26 protein-coding genes are annotated in these 23,498 nt (G+C 64.3%); 7 read left to right on the top strand and 19 right to left on the bottom strand.

Annotation, left to right across the window (positions count from 1 at the left end; genetic code table 11):
* Window positions 1-9 precede the first annotated feature (9 nt).
* The 6 genes from hydA to ACQY4T_RS03540 all read right to left on the bottom strand — a co-directional run bounded on the left by hydA (window position 10) and on the right by ACQY4T_RS03540 (window position 6,081).
* Window positions 10-1,458: a dihydropyrimidinase gene (hydA, locus tag ACQY4T_RS03565; protein ID WP_428537772.1), complete on the bottom strand. Its 1,449-nt coding sequence runs from the start codon at window positions 1,456-1,458 to the stop codon at window positions 10-12.
* Between the two features lie 161 nt (window positions 1,459-1,619).
* Window positions 1,620-2,003: an oxalurate catabolism protein HpxZ gene (hpxZ, locus tag ACQY4T_RS03560; RefSeq protein ID WP_428537769.1), complete on the bottom strand. Its 384-nt coding sequence runs from the start codon at window positions 2,001-2,003 to the stop codon at window positions 1,620-1,622.
* 3 nt (window positions 2,004-2,006) lie between these two features.
* Complete coding sequence (locus ACQY4T_RS03555; RefSeq protein WP_428537766.1) at window positions 2,007-3,392, bottom strand: AtzE family amidohydrolase; 1,386 nt, start codon at window positions 3,390-3,392, stop codon at window positions 2,007-2,009.
* On the bottom strand, window positions 3,389-3,571 hold the full coding sequence (locus tag ACQY4T_RS03550; RefSeq protein WP_428537763.1) for a DUF4089 domain-containing protein: 183 nt from the start codon (window positions 3,569-3,571) through the stop codon (window positions 3,389-3,391). Before ACQY4T_RS03550 ends, ACQY4T_RS03555 begins: the two co-directional genes overlap by 4 nt.
* Before the next feature lie 2 nt (window positions 3,572-3,573).
* A complete protein-coding gene (gene atzF / locus ACQY4T_RS03545; protein ID WP_428537760.1) occupies window positions 3,574-5,277 on the bottom strand; it encodes an allophanate hydrolase in 1,704 nt (567 codons plus the stop codon).
* A 333-nt stretch (window positions 5,278-5,610) separates the two neighbouring features.
* Window positions 5,611-6,081 carry a nucleoside deaminase gene (locus ACQY4T_RS03540; RefSeq protein WP_428537757.1) on the bottom strand — a complete coding sequence of 157 codons (471 nt, stop codon included), beginning with the start codon at window positions 6,079-6,081 and terminating at the stop codon, window positions 5,611-5,613.
* Between ACQY4T_RS03540 and ACQY4T_RS03535 the strand changes: the two genes are divergently transcribed.
* On the top strand, window positions 6,064-6,285 hold the full coding sequence (locus ACQY4T_RS03535) for a hypothetical protein (protein WP_428537754.1): 222 nt from the start codon (window positions 6,064-6,066) through the stop codon (window positions 6,283-6,285). The two genes, ACQY4T_RS03540 and ACQY4T_RS03535, sit on opposite strands and share 18 nt — an antisense overlap.
* Window positions 6,286-6,333: 48 nt before the next feature.
* Here ACQY4T_RS03535 and ACQY4T_RS03530 read toward each other — a convergent pair whose 3' ends face one another.
* Window positions 6,334-7,146: a metallophosphoesterase gene (locus ACQY4T_RS03530; RefSeq protein WP_428537751.1), complete on the bottom strand. Its 813-nt coding sequence runs from the start codon at window positions 7,144-7,146 to the stop codon at window positions 6,334-6,336.
* 15 nt (window positions 7,147-7,161) lie between these two features.
* On the opposite strand from ACQY4T_RS03530, the gene ACQY4T_RS03525 reads away from it, so the two are divergent.
* From ACQY4T_RS03525 to ACQY4T_RS03515, 3 genes are read left to right on the top strand one after another with little or no spacing between them, the layout of a single operon-like run.
* A complete protein-coding gene (locus ACQY4T_RS03525; protein WP_428537748.1) occupies window positions 7,162-7,692 on the top strand; it encodes an FAS1-like dehydratase domain-containing protein in 531 nt (176 codons plus the stop codon).
* Window positions 7,693-7,704: 12 nt separating this feature from the next.
* Window positions 7,705-8,127 carry a MaoC/PaaZ C-terminal domain-containing protein gene (locus ACQY4T_RS03520; RefSeq protein WP_428537745.1) on the top strand — a complete coding sequence of 141 codons (423 nt, stop codon included), beginning with the start codon at window positions 7,705-7,707 and terminating at the stop codon, window positions 8,125-8,127.
* 18 nt (window positions 8,128-8,145) lie between these two features.
* Window positions 8,146-8,415, top strand: coding sequence for a hypothetical protein (locus ACQY4T_RS03515; RefSeq protein WP_428537742.1), 270 nt, complete (start codon window positions 8,146-8,148; stop codon window positions 8,413-8,415).
* 227 nt (window positions 8,416-8,642) lie between these two features.
* On the opposite strand, the gene ACQY4T_RS03510 is transcribed toward ACQY4T_RS03515, so the two are convergent.
* From ACQY4T_RS03510 to argS, 7 genes are all read right to left on the bottom strand, one after another.
* Window positions 8,643-8,888, bottom strand: a complete 246-nt coding sequence (locus ACQY4T_RS03510) for a DUF1127 domain-containing protein (protein ID WP_428537739.1) — start codon at window positions 8,886-8,888, stop codon at window positions 8,643-8,645.
* Between the two features lie 242 nt (window positions 8,889-9,130).
* On the bottom strand, window positions 9,131-9,895 hold the full coding sequence (gene scpB, locus ACQY4T_RS03505) for an SMC-Scp complex subunit ScpB (protein ID WP_428537736.1): 765 nt from the start codon (window positions 9,893-9,895) through the stop codon (window positions 9,131-9,133).
* A complete protein-coding gene (locus ACQY4T_RS03500; RefSeq protein WP_428537733.1) occupies window positions 9,892-10,680 on the bottom strand; it encodes a segregation and condensation protein A in 789 nt (262 codons plus the stop codon). The genes scpB and ACQY4T_RS03500 overlap by 4 nt, the downstream gene beginning before the upstream one ends.
* Window positions 10,664-11,386 (bottom strand): site-2 protease family protein, encoded by a 723-nt coding sequence (locus ACQY4T_RS03495; protein WP_428537730.1) that lies wholly within the window; start codon window positions 11,384-11,386, stop codon window positions 10,664-10,666. Before ACQY4T_RS03495 ends, ACQY4T_RS03500 begins: the two co-directional genes overlap by 17 nt.
* The gene (nagZ, locus tag ACQY4T_RS03490) at window positions 11,371-12,378 is read right to left on the bottom strand and encodes a beta-N-acetylhexosaminidase (RefSeq protein WP_428537727.1); all 1,008 of its coding nucleotides are present in this window, start codon (window positions 12,376-12,378) and stop codon (window positions 11,371-11,373) included. The genes ACQY4T_RS03495 and nagZ overlap by 16 nt, the downstream gene beginning before the upstream one ends.
* Window positions 12,379-12,444: 66 nt before the next feature.
* Window positions 12,445-13,293: an SPOR domain-containing protein gene (locus tag ACQY4T_RS03485; protein WP_428537724.1), complete on the bottom strand. Its 849-nt coding sequence runs from the start codon at window positions 13,291-13,293 to the stop codon at window positions 12,445-12,447.
* 49 nt (window positions 13,294-13,342) lie between these two features.
* Window positions 13,343-15,133 (bottom strand): arginine--tRNA ligase, encoded by a 1,791-nt coding sequence (gene argS / locus ACQY4T_RS03480; protein WP_428537721.1) that lies wholly within the window; start codon window positions 15,131-15,133, stop codon window positions 13,343-13,345.
* Between the two features lie 291 nt (window positions 15,134-15,424).
* Here argS and ACQY4T_RS03475 point away from each other — a divergent pair, with 291 nt between their 5' ends.
* Window positions 15,425-15,922 (top strand): DUF2939 domain-containing protein, encoded by a 498-nt coding sequence (locus ACQY4T_RS03475; protein ID WP_428537718.1) that lies wholly within the window; start codon window positions 15,425-15,427, stop codon window positions 15,920-15,922.
* 36 nt (window positions 15,923-15,958) lie between these two features.
* On the opposite strand, the gene ACQY4T_RS03470 is transcribed toward ACQY4T_RS03475, so the two are convergent.
* The 3 genes from ACQY4T_RS03470 to ACQY4T_RS03460 all read right to left on the bottom strand — a co-directional run bounded on the left by ACQY4T_RS03470 (window position 15,959) and on the right by ACQY4T_RS03460 (window position 19,191).
* A complete protein-coding gene (locus ACQY4T_RS03470) occupies window positions 15,959-16,204 on the bottom strand; it encodes an acyl carrier protein (RefSeq protein WP_428537715.1) in 246 nt (81 codons plus the stop codon).
* A gap of 4 nt (window positions 16,205-16,208) precedes the next feature.
* Window positions 16,209-18,095, bottom strand: coding sequence for an HAD-IIIC family phosphatase (locus ACQY4T_RS03465; protein WP_428537712.1), 1,887 nt, complete (start codon window positions 18,093-18,095; stop codon window positions 16,209-16,211).
* A gap of 205 nt (window positions 18,096-18,300) precedes the next feature.
* Window positions 18,301-19,191 (bottom strand): YihY/virulence factor BrkB family protein, encoded by an 891-nt coding sequence (locus tag ACQY4T_RS03460; protein WP_428537709.1) that lies wholly within the window; start codon window positions 19,189-19,191, stop codon window positions 18,301-18,303.
* Between the two features lie 232 nt (window positions 19,192-19,423).
* On the opposite strand from ACQY4T_RS03460, the gene ACQY4T_RS03455 reads away from it, so the two are divergent.
* The gene (locus tag ACQY4T_RS03455) at window positions 19,424-20,554 is read left to right on the top strand and encodes a type III PLP-dependent enzyme (protein ID WP_428537706.1); all 1,131 of its coding nucleotides are present in this window, start codon (window positions 19,424-19,426) and stop codon (window positions 20,552-20,554) included.
* Between the two features lie 359 nt (window positions 20,555-20,913).
* Window positions 20,914-22,338 carry a hypothetical protein gene (locus tag ACQY4T_RS03450; protein WP_428537703.1) on the top strand — a complete coding sequence of 475 codons (1,425 nt, stop codon included), beginning with the start codon at window positions 20,914-20,916 and terminating at the stop codon, window positions 22,336-22,338.
* A 135-nt stretch (window positions 22,339-22,473) separates the two neighbouring features.
* Here the strand turns inward: ACQY4T_RS03450 and ACQY4T_RS03445 are convergent, their stop codons facing one another.
* Together ACQY4T_RS03445 and thiS are read right to left on the bottom strand one after the other, a co-directional pair.
* The gene (locus tag ACQY4T_RS03445) at window positions 22,474-23,265 is read right to left on the bottom strand and encodes a thiazole synthase (RefSeq protein ID WP_428537700.1); all 792 of its coding nucleotides are present in this window, start codon (window positions 23,263-23,265) and stop codon (window positions 22,474-22,476) included.
* Window positions 23,266-23,267: 2 nt separating this feature from the next.
* A complete protein-coding gene (gene thiS / locus ACQY4T_RS03440; protein WP_428537697.1) occupies window positions 23,268-23,480 on the bottom strand; it encodes a sulfur carrier protein ThiS in 213 nt (70 codons plus the stop codon).
* Window positions 23,481-23,498 lie beyond the last annotated feature (18 nt).

Below are 23,498 nucleotides of genomic sequence, written 5' to 3'. Positions count from 1 at the left end.
CTTCTCGGGTCAGACCAGGAAGGCGCTGGCGTCGAAGCCGAATGGCAGGTTGCCGGTCGGTTTGATCAGGTCATACGGAGCGCGCGGCAAAAACCGGCCGCTGCCGGCTTCGGCCTGCACGATACCGTCTTGCATCACCACTTCGCCGCGGCGGATGGTGCAGGTCGGCCAACCGACGACCTCCAGTCCTTCGTACGGCGTGTAGTCGATGATGTGCTGCAGCAGACGGTTGGTGATTGTGACGCTCCGGTTTGGATCCCATAACACGAGATCGGCGTCTGATCCCGGTGCGATAGTGCCTTTGCGAGGATACAGCCCGAATAGGCGCGCCGGGTTGGTCGCGGTCAGCCGTACAAATTCGCAGGCATTGATGCGTGCCTTGGAAACCCCCTCGCTGAACAGGATCGGCAGCCGCGAGCCCAGTCCCGGCACTCCGTTCGGGATCTCGTTGAACGCGGCATCGGCGCCTTTCGCCCGCTTGCCCACGGGCGTGTCATAACTCCAACCGCTATGATCGGATGAAACCACATCCAGCACGCCATCGCGGATCATCCGCCACAGCCCTGCGCTTGTCGCTGCGTCGCGTGGCGCGGGGCTGCACATGAATTTCGCGCCCTCGAATCCTGGGCGATCCATATCGTTTTCTGAAAGAACAAAATATTGTGGGCAGGTCTCGCCCCAGACCTTTAGCCCGCGCGCCTTGGCCCGAGCGATTTCCTCGGCCACTTCCGGGCAGGAGACGTGGAAGATCTGGATCGGCTGGTCGACCATCTCGGCCAATGCGATCGCTCGGTGGGTTGCCTCGCGTTCCACCACGCTGGGTCGCGACCAGGCATGATATTTCGGGCTGGTGCGCCGATCCGCGAGCAGCGCCGCGGTGCGCCAACGGATCGCCTCATAGTTCTCGCAATGCACGGTGACCAAGGCGCCGGTACGGCGCGCCGCGGCCAAGACGCGGATGAACTGGCGGTCGTCCAGATGCAGCGGATCGTAGGTCAGAAACACCTTCAGGCTGCGCACGCCGGACGCGACCACCTGCGGCACCTGGTTGAAGATCACGTCATCCGTCGGGTCGGTGATGATCTGGTGGAAGCTGTAATCCACCATCGCCTTGGCCGCCCGGCGGCGATATTCGGCCAGCGGCTGCAGGATGTCGTGGCCTTTGAACTGAGTTGAGAAGGTGATCACGCTCGTGGTGCCGCCGGCCAGCGCCGAGGTGCTGCCGCTGACAAAATTCTCCTCGTCGGCCCCACCGCCTGGCTGTAGCTGCTCGATATGGCAATGCGAGTCGACACCGCCCGGCATGACCAGCAACCCGCGCGCATCGAGTGTGCGTTCGCCGCGCAATCCCAGCCCGATCGCCGCGACCTTTTCCCCGACCACGCCGACATCAGCCTGGAACATCTCCGCCGGGGTGACCACCGTGCCGCCGGTGACCACCAGATCGTAATCAGCCATGACGGGCGTCCCCTATACTGCGTGCAGCGCTTTCGCCGTCGCATTGTGTCGCCGAACACGGCCGGCGATGTCCAGCCCCGGGGTCGAGCGTGCACGCTGACCATGATTCGCGTCCTGGGTCAGGATCGCCAGCAAGTCGCGGATCGGCGGCGGCGACACCGTCACGGCAAGTCGATCACGCTGACATGAGCGGCGACCACCCGCCAGCCATCCGGCATCCGTGCCCAAGTCTGCATTTGCCGCCCGACCTTGCCGGGAAGAGCTGGCCGCTGGAACAAGGTCGATGCGGTGGCGAAATCGCGCCCAAAGGTTGTAATGACGGTGCGCGACGTGGTCCGTGCCAGCCCGATCGGTGAGCGCGCCGCGCGAAACGCGCCGATCTCGTCATAGCCATGGAGATTTTCGCCAATGCCATAGCGGATGGTGTGAGCGCTGTTCCAGAACAGCGCTTGCAAGCCATCGACATCGTTGGCCATCAGCGCCTTCTCGTAGCCCGCGAACGCCGCTTCTACCTCGGCTTTGACATCGGGGATGTTGATGTCCACGGGTCAGGCCTCCAGCTTTGATGTTGGCGCTCGTGCGACGCCGCGGGCCTCCAACCCCCGGGCGATGCGGAGCGCCACGTCCTCGCGCCATGGTGCGGTAATGATCTGTACGCCGATCGGCAAGCCGGAAGCGGTGGGGATCGGCACGGCGACGACCGGAAGGCCGATGAACGATATTGGCTGGGTATAGATACCGATATTTGGCCGCAACGGCATTTCCTGGCCATCGAGCACGATGCTTTTCTGGCCGATCAGCGGCGCCACGGTCGGAGTGGCCGGCGCCAGGATGGCATCGACGTGCTGAAACAACGTCAGCACCTGGTCGCGATACCAGCGGCGGAATTTCTGCGCCTGCACCACAGCCGCGGCGGGCACCAGGGCGCCGGCGATCAAGCGGTAGCGCACATCGGCGTCGAAGTCCTGCGGCCGGGTGCGCAGGCGCGTCAGGTGCAATCCCGCGCCTTCCGTCGTGCTGATGATGTAGGCCGCGCTTCGGGCTCGACGCGCGTCGGGAATCGTTACAATATCCGAGGCATCCAGCGCCGCGGCGGCGGCATTCAGCGCAGCCAGGGCCTCTGTTGACGCACCGGCCTGGAAGTAGCCGCCGGCCACGGCGATACGAAAGCCGCCAATGCCCTGATGGATTGACCCCGCCGCCGGGTCGGCCGGGCGATCGGTGCAGACCGGGTCGGTTGGATCGTGACCCTGCATGGCGTCATAGGCGATCGCCAGATCGGTCACACTGCGCGCCAGCGGCCCTAGATGATCTAGACTCGAAACGAATGCGAAACTGCCTGCCCGGGTCAGCCGTCCGTAGGTTGGCTTGAGCCCGAACAAGCCGCAGAACGAGGCGGGCACGCGGATCGAACCGTTGGTATCGGAGCCCAATGTCAGCGGCACCAGACCGCCGCCGACAGCGCCGCCCGATCCGCCTGACGATCCACCGGTCATGCGCGTGGTATCGTGCGGATTGCGCGACGGTCCGTGATGGGCGTTCTCGCCGGTGAAGTCATAGGCGTATTCGCCCATGTTCAGCGCACCGACAAGGATCGCGCCGGCGGACTCAAGCCGGGTGATCAACGGGGCATCGGCGGTCGCCGGCGGATGATCGCGGTTGATCTTCGATCCGGCCAATGTCGGCAGGCCGGCGACATCGATCAGGTTCTTGACGGCGAATGGCACGCCGGCAAGCGGACCCGGCTTCGCTCCCGGCGCATCGATCGCCGCCGCCCGGGCGCGAGCGCGATCCGCGGTGACCGCGGTAAACGCATTCAGCACAGGGTTCAACCGGTCGATCCGGTCGAGGCACTCGGCCAGCACCACGCTGGCGGTGACGTGGCCCGCGCCGACGGCCGCGGCGGTTTCAGCGGCGGAGCGGAACGGGTTCATGCACGAAACACCGGCGCTGGATCCAGATTGTCGGGCAGCGGCGCTTCCAGCACCGCGGCCGCATGGTCCAGCGAGATCGCCAGATGCGTACGCACGGCCGCGCGCCATTCCGGTTCCATTTTTATCCCGAGGATCGTCGTGCCGGCATCGATCAAGGCATCCAAGGCGGCTTCTTCCATTTTCAATCCTTGGGTTTGCTGCGCAGCCAATTCCGCCAGCCGCCCAGGTGGGTGATGTCGGGCGCGTCCCCGATCCCGGCGGATTCGGCCAGAAAGCCCAGGCACTGGCCATCATCGAGTATCACGCTGCCAAAACCAAGCGGCGGAGGTATGAGCGACAGCAATCTCCCGATGGAAGCGGTCGGCAGCGCCCAGACTTCACCGGCGACCACGCCGCCATCGGCCGCCCGCACCAAGCCGGGCCGATCGTCGAGCACGAACAACCGATAGACAGGCTGGGTGGTCGCCTGTTGCAGCAACCGCCCGCCGAGCGAGGTGATCTGGTGGTTCAATGGTAGCCCGGCCATGTGCGCGCCGATGCAGAACAGCGCTGTTTCATCCGTCGCCAGGGGATCGGGTTGCTCGGCAGCCGGCAGCGACTGGCCGGTGGCGCCGACTGTCGTGCTAAACTGCCGATGCAGCGCGTCGGCTACTGGGGCGAGCCGGCCCTCTGACCACGCCGGTCCAAGCAATACGCCGCCGATCGGGCAACCGTCGGGTGCGAAACCGATCGGCACGGCGAAGCCGGCCATGTCGCAGAGATTGGCAAAATTGGTGAACGCGCCGAGGCGCCGGTTGGGTCCAAGCGGATCGGCGGCTACCTCGGCCAGTAACGGACAAAACGGCGCGGCGGGCAACAGCAGCGCATCGTATTGGGCAAATAATAAGTCAGCTTGGCGCCGCGCCTGCCTGAGCAGATGGAACGCGTCGAATGCATCGACCGCCAGACGTTGAAGCCCGAGTTCGAGGATCGTTCGAGTTGATGGATATAGCATGTCCGGGCTTCGGCCGATCACCGAACGCAATGCCGAACTGCGTTCGGCGACCCAGGGACCTTCGTAGAGTAGATCAGCGACTTTCAGGAACAGACCGACGCCGACCGGAACGGCGTGCAGGAATTGTCCGGCTTGTTGGAACGCAACCGCCACGTCCGCTTCGCACAATCCGGCGACGTCCGCCATCGCAACGCGCCCGATGCCGCCGCCGCGGCGAAGATGCGGCGCCGGTGCCTGGCGAGAGTAAGGATCTTCGACATCGAACCCGGCAATCACCCGCAGCACCTCCAGCGCCTGGTCAGCCGAGCGGCCAAATATCGAAATGGTATCGAGCGAGCGGCATGCTGGCACCATCCCGCGAGCGGAAACGCTGCCGACGGTTGGTTTCAGGCCGACGATGTTGCCGAAGGCCGCGGGAATGCGCCCCGATCCAGCGGTATCGGTGCCCAATGCAAAGCGGGCAATGCCAGCCGCCACGGCGCACGCCGATCCCGACGACGAACCTCCGGGGACTCGCTTAGCATCGAACACATTGCGTGGAACCCCATACGGGCTGCGGGTACCGACCAGACCGGTCGCGAACTGATCGAGATTGGTCTTGCCCAGTAACAGCGCCCCGGCATTCAGCAGGCGACGCACGGCTTGGGCGTCCGTTGCCGGAAGGTAAGAGAAATCTGGACAGGCCGCGGTGGTCGGCATTCCGGCTATGTCGATATTGTCCTTCACCGCGAACGGCACGCCCCACAGGGGACTGTCGCGCGGTCCCTCGGCTTCCAAAGCGGCGGCGTCCGCCAGAATGGCCTGGTCGGACCGGCGGGCTATCCAGATCGCCGGATCGGCGTGGGCGCGGTCGGCGGCGATCGCCGCCTGTGCCATCCGCAGCGGCGTCAAGCGGCCACCTGGACGGCGTCGACGTGCCGGGTTTCGATGCCACCCCGGTATATCTCTGCGGCCTTGATTGTCTGGAGCTGGGTCGGGGTCATGGCGAAGGTCCAAGAGCGAAGCGCCGAGTCTCAGCTTTGACGGCTTGGCTGCATATGTGCCAGCAGGGCTTAACACGGACGAAGGCGGAGGACCACGAGGCGCACTTGATTGCGTCGCGACGGTTTAGCGTCGGCCGCGGCGATGCTGAAGCCTGTCATCGCGCTGGCAGAGGCCGTTTCTGGCCGCCACCACCGGCTTGGCGTAATGACGCGCTGGCGCCCGGGTTTCCAAAGTTCGGCTTCAATACGGGATCTTGTCTGGCTTGCGATCCCACTCTTCGAACGCCGCGCGGCCCTCGGCCCGCAACAGCCGCGCTGTCGGGATCGATCGCTGGCGCAGCGGGAGCCTGATCTCGCGATACAGGAAATCGTCGCGGAAGCCGATCTTCGCGGCGTCGGAGCGATCATTTGCATAGTAGATCCGCGCCAACCGTGCCCAGTAGATCGCGCCGAGGCACATGGGGCAGGGCTCGCAACTGGTGTAGATCTCGCAGCCAGTCAGATCGAACGTTGCCAGTGCCTGGCAGGCACGGCGAACCGCCACCACCTCGGCATGCGCGGTCGGATCATTGCTGAAGGTCACCTGATTGAACCCCTCGGCGATGATCTTGTCATCCTTGACCACGACGGCGCCGAACGGCCCGCCGCGCCCCGTACGCATCATCTCCAGCGAGAGCTCGATCGCTCGGCGCATGTGATCCGCTTCGGCCATCAGTTGCTTGCCGGTGGCTCAAGCGCCAAACAGATGCAGTCACCGTGGATTATCCCGCCCGCGGGAAGGTCCAGGCAACTGACCAACCCGGCCCGCTGGGTTATCGAGCCGGTCAGCCTCAACGCCAGCAAGCGGGATCGCCGCAAGGCGGCCGCGGCGATCTCAAAATTCAGCTCCGGCACGGTCATTGCCGGTTCCACATGACGCGGTGTCCGCGCAGGTCCCAGTCGGCTGTAGATTGTATCGTCCATCTCAAACCGCCAACAGGCCCACAACGTCGTCCTGCAGCACCGCGCAGGTCAGCTTGCCGCCGATGCCGGCACCGGTATCGAGGCCAATGCGGTTGGCGGCGATTGGCACCGACGGGCCGGACGAATGTCCATGCACGATCACCATGCCGAAATCCTGCTCGGTGGAAAGGAACGGCTGCCGCATTGTGGTCAGGTCCTCGCGCGACTGCCGCACCAGTGGAACACCCGGGCGGATGCCGGCGTGGACGAACAGATAGTCCCCTTCGTGATGAGTCAGAGCCAAGCCGCGCAGCCAGGCCAGATGTGCCGGCGGCAGCGCGGCTTCCCACTGGTCGCGCGGCAGGTCGGGATCAAGACCCCAGCTTGGCAACGCCTGCTTGCCGCCGGCCCACAGCCAGTCGGTCGCCGCCGCCCGGTCGCCATCCAGCGCATCGAGCAGCATCCGCTCGTGGTCGCCCAGCAGGTTGATCACCGTGATCCCCGGGACCGGCGTTCCGGCGGACAGCAAGGCGACGACGCCGGCGCTTTCAGGGCCTTGATCGATGTAGTCGCCGAGATGAACCAGCACCGCGGAGTTGGTCGAGCGGGCCGCGAAATCCGCCGCGATCAAGCGGTGCAGCGCAGCCAGTTGGTCAAGGCAGCCGTGGATGTCGCCGATCGCGTAAACCCGTCGGCCGGGTGGCAGCCGGCCGGGCGCGCGCAGGAAGCTGATGGTCTCGGCTGACGCCGCCATCTGTCGTGGGCCGCTAAAGGTCGGGATCGCGGCGGCATCCAGGACGGCTCGCATCGCGGGGCGCCGCAGCGGTCGCCTCACCGGCTGTTTCTTCTTTTGCGAAGCCTGCTAACCTGTCCGGATCGAAGCAATCGGAGGGAACCCTTGGCCAAAATCACTTTCCCCGTGGAAGCGAGCCACATCATGATGTTCGCGCGTGCGGTTGGCGACAGCAATCCTGTTTACCACGACGCGGCGGCGGCGAAAGACACCGAGGCGGGGGGCATCATCGCGCCCCCAAGCTTCGCGCAGGCGGTCGCTCAGTTCGACCCCGACTATCACTTGCGCCCGAAGCCGGGTGAAAAATGGTTCGGATCCGCCAAGGAGCCGACCGGGATCGACGGCAAGCCTACCTCGTCAGGTGGGCTGCATGCGGAACAGCACTTCGAATTTCATCGTCACGTCCGCCCCGGCGACGTGCTGAGCGTGGAGACCAAGCCCGGCAAGACCTGGGAAAAGGAGAGCAAGCGCGCCGGCAAGCTGACCTTCCGCGAACGGATCACCGAATACCGCGACCAGAAAGGCGAACTGGTGGTCACAGCGCGCGGCGTCGGCGTGACCACCGAACGTCCCGTGGATCAGGGCTGAGGAGACAAGATCATGGCACTGAAAGCAGCCGCCCTGAAGGTCGGCGACAGCCACAGCGAGCGCGTGGTGGAGAACCTGTCCCGCACCCAGATCGTGCAATATGCCGGTGCGTCGGGCGACTATAATCCACTGCACTCGGACGAGGTCTACACGACCAAGATCGCCGGCTATCCGACGGTGTTTGCGCACGGGATGCTGACCATGGGGCTGACCGGGAAGATGCTGACCAACTATGTCGGCGACGGCACGCTGACCAACTTTGGTGTGCGGTTCACCAATCAGGTCTGGCCGGGTGATACGTTGGAATCGAAGGCCACTGTGGTGGCGATGCGCCAGGAAGGCGGCCAGCATTACGTCGATCTGGCGCTGTCGACCACGAACCAGGACGGCAAGGAGGTCGTTTCGGGATCAGCAAGCGCTCGCATCGATCCGTAGTTGGGGATGGCAAAGCCGATGCGTTTATCCACCGCCATCGGGGTCCTGATGTTGCTGGCGATACCGGCGAGCGCCGAACCGGCGGTGCCCGGCGCGGCCGGCCCGAGAAGCGCCGACTTGGGCGCGGCTGCCGCGGATCGCGACGCCGCACGCTGGGCCGAGTTGGAGGCGCAGGCGCGGATCACGGACGGCGACTATGACGGCGCGGTTCAGGCCGAACAGCAGGCCGGCAAGGACCGCCTCCGCGCCGGACATTCTCAACTGATGGTTCGGCCTTCGCAACGCTAGACCATGACCGGGCTAGATTGGCCCGCTCATGGTCTAGGCGCTCCGCTCGGTCGTTACGGCACTTTCGGCCAAGCTTTATGACCAGAGCGCCGCTAACGATGGCTCATGGTTGGCGACATCAACAGTTGTCCAATCGGCGGGTATCGTCCCGATGGAATAGGCCTATCGAAGTATGATGTGAAATCGGAATTATTTCAGTACCAGAACGTCGATCCGCCACGTTGCTATCAATCGTTACGGAAACTCCCCCGCCCGATCGACAAGATATCTCCGCGGCTGAGCCCGACATCCCAAAGCTCGCGGTCGCTGAAGCGATGCAATGCGTCCGCCGCCCTACGACGTTCGCGCCGATCCGCCAGGTAGGCGGCAAGACGCCGCAACCGCAGCGTAGCGGTGAAAATCGACGTGCCGCTATCGCCGGCGAATTTTCGCTGGCGTTCGGAGCTGATCGAAATGTTGCTGGACAGGTTCATTATCTACGTTCCTTCGGAGCTGCCGGGCCATGCCGGACAGGAGGCGAAGGACGCTCTTCCCTAACAATGCCAAGCATACTCTGATGCGGGAGCGATAAACCAGCCATTCTGACTGATTGTTATGCAACTATGATGACCCAGCCATGCGGACAGGTGATTTGACATTTGTATACACTAGCGTCAACGCGCGGGCCTCGCTGCGCGCCTTGAACGTTCCGCTCGATGCAATCCTGCCGCGGCGCCTATTCGGTCCGCGCTTGCGGTGGCGGCTGCAGATCGGCCGGCAACATCTCGGGCGCGGACTTTGGCGGCGCGATGTCGAGCAGCAGGTCCTCGCGCCGCGGCAGTTGGCGCAGATCGTTCAGGCCGAAATGCGCCAGGAATTCGGGGGTCGTGCCCCACAAGGTAGGCCGCCCAGGGGTCTCCCGCCGGCCTTTCGGCGCGATCAGGTTCAGCTCCAGCAGCGAGTCCAAGGTTTGCTGCGACAACGCCGTGCCGCGGATGTGCTCGATCTCGGGGCGGGTCATCGGCTGGTGGTAGGCAACGATCGCCAGCGTCTCCATCGCCACCCGAGGTAGCCGGCGCGGCGAATCGATCACCTTGCGCAGGCGGGGCGCGAGGTCGGGGGCGGATCGGAACATCACGCCGTTGCCGGCTTCGACCAATTCAACGCCGCGCCCAGCATAGCGCGCCCGCAGGGCCGCCAGCACGGCGTCGGCGTCGATATCATCCGCCAGCACCCTGGCGAGACCGCGCGGCGTGACCGGTTCGGCGCTGGCGAACACCAGAGCCTCGGCGAGACGCAGTGCGTCCTCGTCGGGCTCTCGCGGAGAAGCTGGCGGCCCTGCTTCGCTCGCTTGCGGTTCGGCAAGCGGTCGTTCGAGCCTCTGATGCCCGGCTTCACGTTGTTCGGGCAACGTATTCCGGTCCGCCGGATTGGCCGCCGCTTCCGGCAACGGTTGCGCGTCGGCGGGATCGGCGGTCCGCAATTCGGGATCGTCACTCATGCGCCCATATCTACATCAGCACTGCCGCGCCGCACCAGGATTGGTCCGAACGCTTGCTCTTGCCGGAGCCTGACGGCCCCCCCGCGTGCCATCTCCAGGCTCGCCAGCAGGGTGCTGGACAGGGCGGCGCGGCGTTCCGTCGGGCTGTCTCCGTGCTCAGGCAAGAACTGCTCCAGCGTGCTCCAGTCCGGCAGGCTGCCGAGCAGATCGGCGAGCCGCCGCAGCGCATCCTGCACAGTCCACAGTGTCAGCGCGCGTGGCGTGTATGGCGACGTCCTGGTTCCGCGCCGGATCGCCTGCAGGTAGGCGCGCACGAACGGGCCGGGTTCCAGCACGATACGCGAGCGATCGTATTCGAAGTGGGTCTCTGCCGCGCCGCGGGCGAACACGTCCTGGCCCAGCACCGGCCGCGCGGCCAGCCAGGACGCAAGGCTGCGGACGACGTTCATCTCTCGCAACCGCTCGGCCAGTGCCTCGGCCGCCAACTCGCCGTTTTCGAGGTCATCGCCGTCGGCGGCGGGGATCAGCAGGCGGGATTTCAGCCAGGTCAGCCAGGCAGCCATCACCAGCCAGTCGGCGGCCAGTTCCAGCCGGACGCGCCTGGCGCCCTCGATCACCGCCAGATATTGATCGACCAGCGACAGGATGGAGATTTTCGCCAGATCCAGCTTCTGCGACCGCGCCAGGTCGAGCAACAGGTCCATCGGTCCCTCGAACCCTTCAAGCCGGAGCACGAGGTTGTCCGAAGCCGGGCTAGGTTCGGCGATGTCAGATGATGTTTCCATCCATCCCACCGACGTTTCGCCCCGCGAGCCAGAACAGGGTGTGGAACGCCCACGGCAGCACGTGGTCGAGCGCCTGTCCGACCGGATCGACCCCGATGATGCGGGGCAGGATGAACACCACCAGCAGGACAATCACGATGCCGGCTTTCTCCAGCCGCGCCCAGATTCGCGCCAGGCTCTCCGGCAGCAGGCCGACGGCGATGCGGCCGCCATCCAGCGGGGGGATCGGCAGCAGATTGAACAGGCCGAGCACGATGTTTGACAGTATGAAATAGAGCAGGAATTGCTGAAGCACCGCCAGGGTGGCGCTGTCGGTATCGGCCACTGGAATCACCAGGGCGGCGAGCCAGGCGAGAAAGAAGTTCATCAGCGGCCCGGCGCTCGCCACCAGCGCCATGCCGCGCCGCGGGTTGGGGAACTTCCAGGCTCCGATCGGCACCGGCTTGGCCCAGCCGAACATGAAGAAGATCCGGTGCGGGGGCACCAGCAGCTGGCTGATCAGCAGAAAGCCCGGCAGGATTATGGTGCCGACCTTGTCGATATGGCGGATCGGATTCAGCGACAGCCGGCCGGCATCACGAGCGGTGGTGTCGCCCAACGCCAAGGCGGCATAGCCGTGCGCGGCCTCGTGCAGGGTGATCGCCAGGACCACCGGGATAACGGCCAGTGCGAGATTGAACAGGAAGTGGTTCACGCCAGCAGCCATTCCCGCTCGGCGGCCAGCGGCGCCGGCTGAAGCGTCTGGCGGCGGCGGGCGGCGGCGGCCCTGGCGGCGCGCAGCCGCTGCTGGGCGCGTGAAGTCAGCGGGGGGACGGCTCGCAGCACTGCCTCGGTGGCGGAAAAATTGCTGCTGCAGTACAGCGCGATGTCACAGCCGGCGGTCAGCGCCTGGACCGCCAGGTCGGCTGGGGCGCCGGAAAGCGCTTGCATCGCCAGGTCGTCGGTCACCAGGACTCCTTCGAAGCCGATGCGGCCGCGGATGACGCTCTCGATCACCTTGGCCGACAGGGTTGCCGGAAGATGGGGATCGAAGGCCTCATACACGATATGAGCTGTCATCATCCATGGCAGGTCGGCGTTCAGTGCGAAAGGCCGGATATCGGCGGCGAGGTCGGTGTCGGTCAGCTTCGGCAGCGACAGGTGGCTATCGACGCGCGCCCGGCCATGACCAGGGGCGTGCTTGCCGACCGGCACGACGCCGGCCGCGAGCAGCCCATTGGCGACCGCCCGGCCCAGCCGGGCCACGGCGACCGGATGGCGGGCGAAGGCGCGGTCACCGATCACGTCGTGCGCGCCGGGAACCGAGATATCCAGCACCGGCGTGGCGGATATAGTGAATCCGGCCGTCCGGCACTGCCAACCGATCAGCGCACCGGTCAACCAGGCGGCCCGGATGGCTGCTGCCGGGTCGGTGGCGAATCGCTGGCCGAGCGACGCAGCGGGCGGGTGGGGGTCCCAGTGCGGTGGCTTGAGGCGGGCAACCCGTCCTCCTTCCTGATCGACCATGAGGTCGGCGTCAGCCGACAGCACGCCGCGCAGCGAAGCTGTCAGCTCCGTCAGTTGCTCCGGGTCTTGGATGTTGCGGGAGAACAGGATTACGCCGGCGGGGGGGAAGGCCCGGAACAGCGCGGCTTCTTCCGCCGAAAGCGCGAGTCCGGCGAGGCTGACGATGGCGGCGCGGATTGGTGGAGAGCTCATGGCGGCCGGCTTTTGATTCCCAGCATGGCTGACTCCCGAATCGCCACGCCAGGGTTGGATCCTGCTCTAGAAATCCGCCACTGAACAGCCGCCACCCTTGGCTCGTATGTGGTCGCAGAAGGTGCGGGCTTGAGCCATGTCGGCGAAGCCTGATGTGCGAATGCGCCAGAACGTGTGCCCATCCCGCTCGGTGCGAGAATAATCGGGCTGCCGGCCGTTGAGCAGGTCCGGCAGGCGCTTGGACAGCAATTGCCATTCGTCGCGCGCCGCTTCCTCCGAGGTGAGTGCGGCAAGTTGGACCTCGATCTGATGTCCGGGCGCGGAGGGATGGGTTTCGGCCGCGGCAACTTGCGGTTTCGGGGCCAACTGCGGAGCGGGCCTGGCGAGCACGCTGGTGACCTGGGCTGGCTTGCCCGAGGGCGGTGGGGCGATGGCCGTGGGCAGCGGCGGGTTGATGGCCACGGGCGCCGGCGGAGCGGGCAGCGGCGTGGTCACAGCCGAAGGCGCGGGCGGCGGCGCGGGCGGTTCGACGGCGACAGGGGGCGCCGACGCGGGGCGCAGCGCCTTGGCGTCCGGATTCTCCGGCGGCGGGGCCAGCTTGGCATCGGCGAGGTCGGACCCGGCGGAGAACACGTCGTTCTCGGCGCCGTCGATCTTCATTCCGCCAGGGTTGTCCGGTTTGACGCGGATCGGCCGGGTGTCGGCGGTGATAACCGGGACCTCGGTGCCGCGGCGACCGATCAGGGTGGAGCCGGCGATCAGCGCCACCAACACGACGCCGAGGCCACTGGCGAACAGCGCAAGGCGGCGAGTATCCGGGTCAAGCCGTCGGCCGGTTCGGCTTTGACCGGTGCCGTAGCGGCGCGCCTGGGTTCCGCGGTAACTCGGGTTGGGGATGCTCAGATCGTCCGACACGTGACAGCTCTTTCCCGCTTGGCCTTGGCCGGCGGAAGTCAGCCGGCGGTCAGCGCATTTCCTCGACGGGCGTGACGCCCATCACCGCGAGGCCGGAACGGATCACGATCGCCGTTGCCGCAACCAGGGCGAGCCGCGCACGGGTCTCCGCCGGTTGATCGGGCCGCAGGAATCGAAGTGTGGCGTCGTCCTTGCCTCGGTTCCATAACATATGAAAGTCGGCTGCCAAGTCATAGAGAAAAAACGCTATCCTATGCGGTTCTCTTGCAATAGCCGCACTTTCCACGGTGCGCGGCCAAAGTGCCAGGCGACGCATCAGGGCCAGTTCGGGCTCTCCGGTCAGGGTATTCAGGGCTGTTTCGGCGAGGTCAGAATCGGCCAGACCGTGGCCCGGGAACATTCCGGTCGCGGCGCGCAAAACCGAGCGGCAGCGGGCGTGGGCATATTGGACGTAGAACACCGGGTTTTCGCGGGTGGTGGCCAGTACCTGGTCGAGGTCGAACTCCATCTGCGCATCGGCCTTGCGCGTCAGCATGGTGAAACGGACGGCGTCCTTGCCGACTTCGTCCAGCAGGTCGCGCAGGGTGACGTAGCTGCCGGCACGCTTGGACATGCGGACTGGCTGGCCAGCTTTGACGATGTGGACGATCTGGCAGAGCACGGCCTCCAGTTTGACGGCGTCGGCCGAGATGGCGCGAACCGCGGCCTTGATCCGAGAGACATATCCGCCGTGGTCAGCGCCGAGGACGTCGATCAGCACGTCGTAGCCGCGCGCGACCTTGTCGGCGTGATAGCCGATATCATTCGCGAAGTAGGTGTTGGAGCCGTCGGATTTGCGCAGCGGCCGATCGACGTCGTCGCCGAATCGGGTGGCCTGGAACAAGGTTTGCGGGCGCGGTTCCCAGTCCTCCGGCGCCTTGCCCTTCGGCGGTTCCAGCACGCCCTGGTAAATCAGCCCGTCGGCGCGCAGCTTGTCGATCACCGCGTCGGCGGCCCCGGAGGCGACCAGGGCGCGTTCACTGGTGAAAGCGTCCTGTTGCACGCCAAGGCGGCGGAGGTCTTCGCGGATCTCGGTCATCATGGCGGCGATGGTGAGGTCCTTGACTGCGTTGAGCCAGAGTTCGGGCGGAGCGATGCCGAGATCGGGCGTAGCCAGCGAGGCTTGATATCGCTCTCCAAGGGCTCTGCCGACGTCGGCGAGGTATTCACCTTTATATTGCAGGCCGCCGGGGACTTCGCTGGCGAACATCTGCTCGGTGATCGGCGAGCCGATGGCCTGGAGGTAGCGCCAGTAGGCCGCCCAGGCGAGCGCGGTGACCTGGGCGCCGGCGTCGTTTATGTAATATTCCTTGGTGACGCCGTAGCCGGCTTTGATGAGCAAATTGGCTAGCGCGTCGCCGACCACGGCGCCTCGGCAATGACCGATATGCATCGGACCGGTCGGGTTAGCGGAGACATATTCGACATTGATGCGGGTTCCCGCGCCGATGGTGGCGTCGCCCCAGGATTCACCATCACGCAGAATGGCGGGGAGAATGGCCCGAAACGCGTCGGGGCGCAGGCGGAGGTTGACGAAGCCGGGGCCGGCCGCCTCGGCCGAGGCGATATCGGGCGCCGCGGTCAGATGCTTGACCAGGGCGGCGGCGATTTTCGCGGGCGGCTGGCGGGCGGCCTTGGCGGCCACCATGGCGGCATTGGTGGCCATGTCGCCATGCGCCTGGTCGCGGGTGGGAGTGATCTCGACGCGCGCGGCGATCTCCGCGGGAAGGTCGGGGACTATTTCGCGCAGGGCGGCCAGGACGGTCTCGCGCAGACGGGCGTAGAGATCGGAAGGGTTCATGGTCGGGTGTTAGCGCGGAATCGAGGTCAGGGTCGATGGTGTCCCTTCTTCGGCGTCGCTTGGCGCTCGGTTCGCGTTGTTGGGCATTCGCTTGCCGATTCGGCGGTTGCGTTGATATGCGGCGCTCACGACAGAGTTAACGTTTTATCAACCGGTTGTGGTTCAATGTGCCGTTTGCTCAAGGAAAGCACTCCACCCTTCGGCGTTTAGCTGCTACACGTCGAATGGAACGGGGCGACAAAAACACGGAGCATCCGAATGCGTGCCAGGTGGCCACTGCTTGCGACTGTGTTGAGTGTCGGTGTCGCCTATGTCGCCTATCCCTATGTGACGCTCTATCGGCTTGGGTCGGCCATCCAGAGCGCTGATGCCTCCACGTTGGAATCTCTTGTTGACTGGCCCGCGGTGCGGGAGGGAATCAAGGAAGACGTCTGCGATCTTGGAACGGAAGCGCCGGCGTCCACGACCACGGCGAGCTTGCCGCCGTTCGGAGCATCGTTTGTTCGCGGCATTGCATCGAACTCGATCGATAAATCTGTCACTCCGCAGGCGCTGTTGGCCGCCGCCACCACCACCGTGCCGGCGAACCAGCCGGCGCCGGCCCCGAAGGGCGCCGATGTCCATGTCAATTGGGCATTCTTCGATAGCCCAACCACGTTCCTGGTCAGTTTAAAGGCGCGCGGCCAAACGGATCCGATCAAGCTTGAAATGGATCTGCAGAACGGCGCATGGCGCGTGCAACGGGTATGGTTGCCGCCCGAGATGCTGGCCCCGGGCTCTAGAACCTGAAGCGAATTCGCTGTTGCTTCCGGGCTAAGAAGCGATCTAGGCGGTCTTTTTCTGCACCATCGTCGCCAGATCGCCGACGCAGCGCAGGGCGTCGAGTTCACGGGTGTTGAACTTGATGCCCCACTTCTCCTCGCAGGCCATTATGATCTCGATCTGCTTGAAGCTGTCCCAGCCCTGCACGCCCTTGGCGGTAAGGTCCGGCGACAGCTTGATGTCGTCGCGCATGAACACGTCGTGGAAGATCTCGGTCAGATCGCCATAGATTTCGGCTTCCGTCGCCATCAGATCAGCCCTCGACCACATGAATGAAGGTTTCGGCCGGCGTGAAGGCGGCAAGATCCAGGATGTTGCGGTTGCCGCCGGCGTCGTCGGTTTGCATAACGCTAAAGCCCAGCCGGGCATAGTGCTCCTTGACCATGGCGTTCTTCTTGGTCGGTATGTATTCGCCGACCAGCCGCCTAGCCCCCAGGCTGGCCGCTTGCCGGGCGATCAGGTTCAGCGTCGTCGGCTCGACCTGACGTCCGAGCACGCGGCAGCTCATCAGCCAGGTATCGATATAAAGATCCTGGTTCGCCTGCATCCGCCCGATGATGATGGCGATGATGCCGTTGTCGCCGAACCGGTCGGTCAACCGAAGCTGCAGACCGAAGGCCTTCGGATCGGCCATCACCGCGATGATGTCCTCGTCGGCGTAGCGCCTTGTGGTGAGGTTGAACTGATTCGACTTGTTGATGAGCTGCACGATCCGCTGCAAGCCGAGCTTGTCGAAGCGCTTCCAGATCAGTTGCATCTCGAGCCCGCGCAGATACGACGGCAGGTCGGTCACCGCGGCTTTCAGTGCGTCGCGAGCCTTGTTGCCTTGGTATTGCGACGTTCTATCGCGATCCTCGTCAGTGACCGACAGGCCCTCGAAATAGCCGGCGTCCGACAGCGCTAGCGGATAGCCGGCCGGATCGTCCGACACCTCCGGCACCGCGACCATCGGCAGTTCCTGGCGCACCAGGTTGCGTTCGAAAGGATTGTCGTCGACGAAACACAGCGCATCGAGGCCGATGTTCAGTTCGTGGGCGATGGCGCGGATGTTGTCGGCCTTGTTCGACCAGTTGGCGACGAAGCTGGCTATGTCGGCGCGCTTCAGCACCATGTCGGGGTGCTTGTCGAACGGCTCCAGCGCGTTGGCTTCGTCGTTCTTCGAACACACCGCCAGGATCACGCCGCGGCGGCTGAGCTCGCGGACATAGTCCTGGAACGCGGTATAGGCCTCGCCCAGCGGGCTGCCCTGACCCAGCACGATGCCTTCCAGGCCGTCATCGCCGATGACGCCGCCCCAAACCGTATTGTCGAGGTCCAGCACCAGGCACTTGAACGACCGGCCCTGTTTGGCGGCCATCCAGCGGCCGACCAGATCGCCGTAAAGCGGGCTGGCGGTCGGTGAAACTTCCTGCTTTGAGCGATGCCACAGCGCCGCATCATGCCACTTGCCGATACCGTCGCGGCAAGCTCGGTCGTCGACCGCCAGCACGTCGATGCCCTCGGCCTCGGCCATGTCGCGGATCGCCGCGTTCAGGCGGGTCAGCAGCCAGGCACGTGATCCGGGCAATCGGTGTTCATTATTTCCAAGCAAGGGTAAGTGAACCGGCAGTGCGGCCTGCTGGATGATCGGGCAGCGGAACGCTTCGCGGGCTAACCGCCAGATCTCGCGCAGGTGGTCCTGCATCTCGGTTAGCGCGGCGTCGGCGGTAGCGGCGTCCATCGCCGCCGTCACGCCGGCGGTCAGGTGATAGGCGTCGAGCGCGACCAGTACCGCTGTGGGCTTGAATGCGTGCAGCGCCGAGTCGGTGTCCGATAGTTCCTGCAGATATTGCCCGTAGTCGTTCTCGTAGGTGTCGACCCAGATCCGGCGTCGCAGGCCGGCGACCCGGATCGCAGGCAGCAAGTGAGTCAGGGTGGAGGACCCCAGCACGGCGAGGCGTACCTTCTTGGTGGCCAGAGTCTCGGGCCCCGCGGGCAACACGCGGCGGATGGTTTCATCCAGCGAATTGGTCAGCACGAAGTTCAGTCGCGCATTGGCGAGTGCAACGGCGTTTTCCCAAGCGGTCGCTGGATCGGCGGGCAAAGCGCGCAGACGTTGACGCCAGTCGGCAATGGTCGGCAACCAATGGAGATCGGTCATGGATGCTCTCTTGTGCGTCGCGCAACGTCGATATCACCTGGCGCTCGGAGCGATCAACGAAAAACACCCCGGTTGCCGATGTGATATCAGTGTCAACAAGATGCGGCCGCTAAGGCGCAGGCCCAAGCATGAGGCCTATCCGGCTGTTGTGATGCGTCTGCTTCAATCAGAAACTCGATAGTGCTGCCGCCATCTACCGTACCGGTCACCAGCCGTCCTGGACCTCTTCCAGGCGGGCGTTGAGTTCCGCGCCGAGCAGTACGGCGTAGGCGGAGATATAGAACCAGAGCATGATCCCGACAGCAGCCCCGAGCGAGCCATAGGTGGCGCCGAATGAGGCTATCCGCGAGACATAGAACGACAACAATTCCGACGCGATCAGCCACAGCATGGTGGCCAGCACGGCGCCCGGAATGATGCGGGGGTGCGGCGGCTTGGGTCGCGATGGACCGAAGCGATACAGCAGCATGATGGCGACGAAGAAGAAGCCGATCAGCATCGCCATGCCGGCGAAATGGATCAGCCCGCCGCCATGGCTCGACAACCCAAGTAAATCGATCGCCGGCGGCAGCAGCAACAGCACACTGATCGCCAGGATCGCGCACAGCACCGAGACCAGTGTCATTGCCAGCCCGATCGCCTGAAATCGCAGGAACGGCCGCTGCTCGGTTACGTCATAAGCCACGTTGACCGCTGACAGCACAGACTTGCTGCCGCTGGCACTGCTCCAGAACGTCAACAGGAAGCTGACCGCCAGATGCAGGCTGAGCGCGCCGCTGCTCTGGTTGACGAGCTGGTGTACGCGATCTTCGATCAGCGAGAAGGCGGGTGACGGCAGCAGGCCTGAAACCACCGCTAGCTGCTTTTCGGCGGTTACCGGATCCAGGATCATGCCGGCCACCGAGATCAGCATGCTGATCGCCGGGAACAACGCCAAGGTGGCATAGAATGCACAACCCGCGGCGGCGAGCGACACCCGATCCGACGTGCTTTCTCTTAGGGTTCGGCCGAGCAGGCCGCTCCACGCCGGGGCGGCGTGTCGAGGCGTCATATCGGGTGCCACGTCGTCCTCGGTTAACACAGTGTCATCAAGCATGTGGCGCGGCTCCGGGGGTTTTTTGACCCCGCACACGAATTTCCTATTGCAAGGGGGGGGAGGGGGTCTTAGATGGCGCTCACGCAGCAACGCACGTGCCTCTGGCCCTCTGTGGTTACGCAACGACGTCAAGCGTTCTGGCAATCGTTTGGTCGCTGGTTCGTTCGACCGTTTCGTCAACTACGCTCATCGCCTGGATAGGTGAGCGTCCAACCGAGGGAGGCCCGGCGCGATGACTCCGAAAATCGCCCGATTCCTTACGCAGCAGCAGCCGGCGACGCCGTGCATGGTGCTCGATGTGGATCGCGTGGAAGATAATTTCCGCGCTTTGCGTGATGCGCTGCCGCTGGCCCGCATCTACTACGCTGTCAAGGCAAACCCGGCGCCGCAGGTGCTGGAGCGACTGGCTGGGCTTTCCAGCTACTTCGACGCCGCAAGCATCGAGGAGGTGGTGTTTTGCCTAGACGCCGGCGCCGCGCCCGAGAAGATCAGTTTCGGCAACACCATCAAGAAGGTGTCGGCGATCCGACGGGCGCACCAAGCTGGCGTCATGATGTTCGCCTTCGACTCCCGCGAGGAGTTGGAGAAGCTTGCTCGTCATGCCCCCGGCTCTCGGGTCTATTGCCGCATCCTGGTCGAGAACGAGGGCGCGGATTGGCCGTTGTCGCGCAAATTCGGTACGACGATCGAGAACGCACGCGAACTGATGCAGCAGGCGGGCGAGCTTGGGCTGGACCCGTACGGCCTGTCGTTTCACGTCGGCAGTCAGCAGGTCACCACCCACGCCTACGAGGCCGCCATCGGCAAGGTCGCGATGCTGTTCACCGACCTGACCGAGGCCGGCGTCAACCTGCGGATGCTTAATCTGGGCGGCGGTTTCCCGACCCGCTACCGCGACGATGTGCCGCAGATCGACCGTTTCGGTGACGCCATAATGACGGCGATGACCCGGCACTTCGGCAACAACCTGCCCGAGATGGTGATCGAGCCCGGCCGCTTCATCGTCGGTGATGCCGGCCTGGTGCAGGCTGAGGTGGTGCTGGTCAGCCGCCGCGATCGGGACGACCCAGTGCGCTGGGTCTACCTCGATATCGGGCGTTTCGGCGGATTGGCGGAGACCGAGGGCGAGTCGATCAAGTATCGTATCACCACGGCACACGATGGCAGCAAGACCGGCCCGGTGGCGATCGCCGGACCGACCTGCGATGGCGCGGACATCATGTATGAGAGGTCGAACTACCGTCTGCCATTGGCGCTGCGGTGTGGAGACCGAGTGGAACTGCTGTCTGCCGGTGCGTATGTGACGACTTACGCCAGCACCAGATTCAACGGCTTTGCGCCGCTGGCGGAGTATTACGTGTAGCGGTGGGTGCAAACCAGCGATGGCCCCGGCCGCGCCTTCGCAGGCCTATTGTCAAAGGTAGGTCGCGTGGTCGGGCTTTGCTCCAAACATTTGCCATTCCCGCGGCGGGGTGCGGCCACCGGCAGACGGCGGTAGATTCCTGCTCACGAGGCACGCCGGACTAAAGCCGTCCAGACGCTCAGGCGGCCTATGCGGGCCGCCGCTCGGTCAATACCCGATATTCGCCTCGCCGATGGCGCGCGTGTACGGGGTGAAACATTCCAGGGTGAGTCGATAGACTCTGCGATTTTCATTGTTTGTTGACAAATATATCTATTCCGACATAAAAAGGCTGCATTCAAGTCTCCGGTGGGATTATCATGAGTCTCGACGAAAAGAGTTTCGGAATCGACCTGCCGAGCAACACGGCCACCACAGGTTATCTGACGTTTGGGCCTGAGAACGCCTACGGTACGATCAGCGCTGGCGGCATCGACACCGACTGGTATCACATGCACACTGACGTAGGCTTCACCTACGTCGTAACCTTGCTGCCGAACTCGTTCGACGGCACCAGCTCGCTGGGCGCAAAATTCGATGTTCGTGACCAATTCGGTAACATTATGGCCTACAGCAGCGCTAATGGACAGGCTCAGCAGTGGCTTGGGGTCGCAAACTCAACCGATTACTACATCGAAGTCACCTCGCCGTCGGCTGGCGGCTACTCGCTACGGGCGGATAATGCCTCTAAGCCGGAACAGACATCCGACACACCGTTGGTCTCGGGTGAAACGCTGACCGACACCCTGACCTATACCGGCGAAGAGCATACCTATGCTTTACAACTTGCTGCCGGTACGACCTACTACGCCGCTATTACATTCGCGACTCTCGCTGATCCTTATCTTCAACTGGTCAATCCGTTCGATCAGGTTGTGTCGTATACGTCCGCCGTGGTCGGCCGGAGCTATAGCTACACCCCCACGATCTCCGGCACCTACAAGCTCGAGGTTTCGTCGAATTCCTTTATTGGGCGCGGCAGCTACAGTATCACCGATTACATCACACCCTCGGCAAACCCTGACTTCGATGTGGCGTATTACCTTCAGCACAATCCGGACGTTGCCGCCGCGGGCGTCGATCCCGAAGCGCACTTTACCAGTTTCGGCTGGAGAGAGGGACGCAACCCTGATGCGTTCTTTGATATCAAATACTACCTCAATCAAAACCCAGATGTGGCGGCTGCCGGCATCGATCCACTGGTGCATTATGAAACCGACGGTTGGAAAGAGGGGCGCGATCCCAGCGCGTCGTTCAGCACGCGGGCCTATCTTCGGGCCAACCCAGATGTGGCAGCGGCGCAGATCGACCCGCTGATGCACTACCTGCACAATGGAGCGTTGGAGGGACGCCTGGCATTCGTCGCCACGCCCCATGGCGTCGGGCCGCAGGACCCGCTAGTGGACAACACTTATTACTTCTCCCAATACGCCGACATAAGGGCCGCCGGCGTCGATCCCTCAGCCCATTACGCGAGCAGCGGCTGGAGAGAGGGGCGCAATCCGGACGCCTTGTTCGACACAAACTTCTATTTGCGCAGCAACCCGGACGTGGCGGCGGCCGGCATCGATCCGTTGCTGCACTATGAGAACTTCGGTTGGCGAGAGGGTCGGGATCCGAGTGCCGCGTTTTCGACCGCGAAGTACCTGGCTGCCTATTCCGATGTCAGAGCCGCCGGCATTGATCCGCTCGTGCATTACGAGAATTTTGGCATTCAAGAGGGGCGGGCGGCGTTCCACGAGTAGCATGGTCAAGCTGCCCACGCCGAATGGAACATCTGAACCCGCTCGACTTATTCTGCCTCGTGGTTGGCGCGGGTTGGAGGCGCCCGAGGCGATCATGCTGCAACGCCAGCGTCGTGCCACGCGCGGTTGCACGTATTAACGAATCAATCCAGTCAGCGGGCTGGACGGATCGGCGCCCATCCGACGCGGCATCCGGCCGGCCCGATAGGCCAACCGGCCCGCCTCGATCGCCGCCTTCATCGCACGCGCCATCAACACCGGATCCTTGGCATGGGCGATCGCCGAGTTCAGCAGAACGGCATCGCAGCCCAACTCCATCGCGATCGCCGCATCCGACGCGGTGCCGACGCCGGCATCGACCAGGAACGGCACCGTCACGTGTTCCATCATCATCGAGATCATCGCCGGGTTCTGGATGCCCAGACCGGACCCGATCGGTGCGCCCAGCGGCATGATCGCGACACAGCCCATGTCTTGCAGCCGCTTCGCCGCGAGCGGGTCGTCGGCGCAGTAGACCATGACCTCGAAGCCGTCCTTGATCAGCGCTTCCGCAGCCTGGAAGGTGCCTTGCATGTCGGGGTAGAGCAACGGCGGCGGACCGAGGACCTCCAGCTTGACCAGATTCCAGCCGCCTGCTTCGCGCGCCAGTCGCAATGTGCGGACCGCTTCGTTCGCGGTGAAGCAGCCGGCGGTATTTGGCAGATAGGTATATTTCCTTGGATCGACGTAGTCCTGCAGCATCGGCGCTCCGCTATCGGACAGATTCACCCGTCGAACGGCCACAGTAACGATCTCGGCCCCGCTGGCCTCGATCGCGCGACCGGTTTCCTGCAGGTCCTTGTATCGGCCGGTGCCGACGATCAGCCGGGAGCGGAACTTTCGTCCGGCCACCGTCCAGCCGTCGTCCGCAACGATTGATCCGTCCATGCTTAGCCTCCACCGATGAAGTGCACGATCTCCAGCGCATCGCCGCTGGCCAGCCAGGTCTCGGCGTAGCGCGACCGCGGCACGATCTCTTGATTCCGCTCGATCGCGACCTTGCGCGCGTCGAGCCCAAGCATACCCAGCAGCGCCGAAAGCGAAAGCGGGCCGTCGGCGGGGCCGGCGAACAGCCTTGTTTCGCCATTGAGGGACAGTGTCACGGAGCCATGCATGCCATC

The sequence above is a fragment of the Rhodopila sp. genome, assembly GCF_965277825.1.
GTDB lineage: Bacteria > Pseudomonadota > Alphaproteobacteria > Acetobacterales > Acetobacteraceae > Rhodopila.
Note: the sequence above shows the minus strand (reverse complement) of the source record. Positions and strands in the feature narration are given on the sequence as shown.